The sequence below is a fragment of the Nostoc sp. CHAB 5715 genome, assembly GCF_020829685.1.
In the GTDB taxonomy this organism is placed as follows: domain Bacteria; phylum Cyanobacteriota; class Cyanobacteriia; order Cyanobacteriales; family Nostocaceae; genus Nostoc.
The window spans coordinates 1-2543 of record NZ_JAIVFR010001018.1 but is presented as its reverse complement, the minus strand read 5'-3'; the positions used below and the strand labels follow the sequence as shown (position 1 = coordinate 2543).

The following is a 2543-nucleotide window of genomic DNA, read 5'->3' as shown; positions in this document are numbered from 1 at the left end:
AATCTTATTTTTGAACAGCCTAACGGTGACCCAAAGATTTTAGTAAGTTATGACTATTAACTCATTAATGGCTATGGTACCGATTGATTACCAGGAGGAAGTAGGAATATGAATTCTGGCGATTATACATTAGCTAGATCAAGCAATCAATGGGTGCTACAACCAGAAGTAGAGATGAAGTTTGCTCACTTCCTAATAAATCACGCTGTAGATGCTGCCTTCTGTTTAGGAGAAAACGGACAGTTTCTCTACGTCAACGATGCCACTTGCCGGATGACTGAGTATTCCCGTGAGGAATTACTTTCCATGAGGCTACATGATATAGATGTAGACTTTTCTCTACACAATTGGTCAGATATTAGCTCACAGAATTCTCTTACCTTTAAATCTCGCTACCGGACAAAAAGAGGTCGGATATTTCTGGTAGAAATATCCATTAGCTATGTAAAACAACAAGATATAGAATTTGGCTGTGCTTTTGCTCGTGAGATAAGTGATGAAATAGTAGAAATGAGCGTGCAAAAGTGGACTGATGAATTAAGGGATGCCAAAGACAATTTGCAACAGGAATTTTCTCAACTCAAGGCAAAAGAAGTAGAACTAGAAACATCTCTTTCTTTACTTCGTTCTACTCTCGAATCTACTGCCATTGGTATTGTTGCAGTTAACTTTGAGGGAGATATTCTGAGCTTGAATCAGAAATTTGTGGATATGTGGCAGATCCCGGAGTCCCTAGTATTATCTAAAAAATGTCCTCAATGCAAAGCATTTTTTGAGAACCAACTTAAAGATCCCCAAGCCTTTAGTCGGCTGATTTGGGAAGTGTCTAGCCAATCTGATTTCGAGAGCTACGACATTTTGGAGTTGAACGATGGAAGAGTTTTTGCACACTACTCTAAGCCTCAGTGGCTTGATGGCAAAATTATTGGTAGAGTGTGGAGTATTTGGGACATTACTGAATCGAAACAGACTGAAGAAGCATTGCGGTTGAACGCAGCTAGATTTCGGACTTTAGCAGAAACAACAGATGTTAGCACTTTTCTGATTCAAGGCACGCGACTTTGCTACATAAATCCAGCAGTGGAGAAGCTCACTGGTTACACAGAAGAGGAACTGCTAACAGGTTTTGAACTGCGCCGACTGATTAAAAGCAAAAAACGTAGGCAGGTACGCAGGCAGGCTGAAGCAGCTAATTTTGAATACCAGGAGATAAATATTTTGACAAAAAACGGCACGGAGCGCTGGCTAGCTTGCGCGGTTGCCATGTTGGATGGAGTGCTAGATTTTGGGGGAAACTCAGTCGAACTGATTGCAGGCATTGATATTACTGATTACAAATATGCAGAATTAGGTCTTAACCAAGCTTTAGAACAAGCAAAACAACTTAGCGAACTGAGAGCGCGTTTTCTTTCTATGGTTTGCCATCAATTCCGTACACCACTAAATATTGTTTCATTTTCTAATAGCTTATTAAAGGAAGAAGTAGACAAACGTACACAGAAGAAAATACAACCACTACTAGATCACATTCAAAAAGCTACCGAACAACTCAGTCAGATGTTGGATGATATTTTGTTCTTCTCTAAGGCAGAAGCAGCAAAAATCAACTGTGAACCAAAACCACTTGAGTTAGTAGGATTTTGTAATGATTTAGTTGCCCAAATGCAGATGAGCGTTAGCCAAATTCCAATTAATTTTGTAAGTCAAGATAACTCTTTAACAGCCTGCATAGATAAAAAACTGTTAGAGCCGATTCTGAAGAATTTACTCGACAATGCAATCAAGTATTCTCCCTCGCACTTTGCAATTGATTTTAAACTTTCTTGCAAAAATGAGAAAGTAATTTTTCAGGTCAAAGATAGGGGGATCGGTATTTCGGTAGCAGATCAACAACGAATATTTGAGCCATTTTACCGTGGTAGTAATATTGATAGTATATCTGGTACTGGATTAGGGCTATCAATTCTTAAAACCCTTGTAGATTTACATCTCGGTCAAGTCTTTGTAGAAAGTCAACTTAATCTGGGTACTACGTTTACTGTGATGTTGCCATTAATCAAATCAGAGTTTAGTAGTTCCGAGTTATGAATGTTGAAATTAAGAGAATTCTTAATTAACAGCTTAACAATCATAACTCTCGGAAGAAAGTAATTAATCTCATGCCTATTTACATATAGCAATCCGATTTTATTTTTGAACTTATTTGCGTAGGTGGGGAGTAGGGAGTAGGGAGTAGGGAGTAAGGAATCAGGCTTTTCGAGGTGTACGGTGTTTATTCAAAAATCAAATAGGAATCCTATACAAAGAATAATTTGCATCCAGTCAAATATTTCCGTATTAATTCATAATTCTTTTGATAAAGAGTTTTTGGTACATACCTCGCCCCTCGCTACCACCCTGAGCAAGTCGTTGGGTGGGCGAAAAAAACTAATGATATCGGACTAATTCAAACCACGGTAAAGAGTGGGCGTGGTATCTCTTGGACTAATGACTAATAACTAATGACTAATGACTCCGCAAAGCGGTTTGATGTTGATAGTATC

1 protein-coding gene is annotated in these 2543 nt (G+C 38.5%); it reads left to right on the top strand.

Annotation, left to right across the window (positions count from 1 at the left end; all coding sequences use genetic code 11):
- The first annotated feature begins 108 nt into the window (after positions 1–108).
- On the top strand, positions 109–2088 hold the full coding sequence (locus tag LC574_RS35210) for a scytonemin biosynthesis sensor histidine kinase (RefSeq protein ID WP_229458263.1): 1980 nt from the start codon (positions 109–111) through the stop codon (positions 2086–2088).
- Positions 2089–2543: the final 455 nt, after the last annotated feature.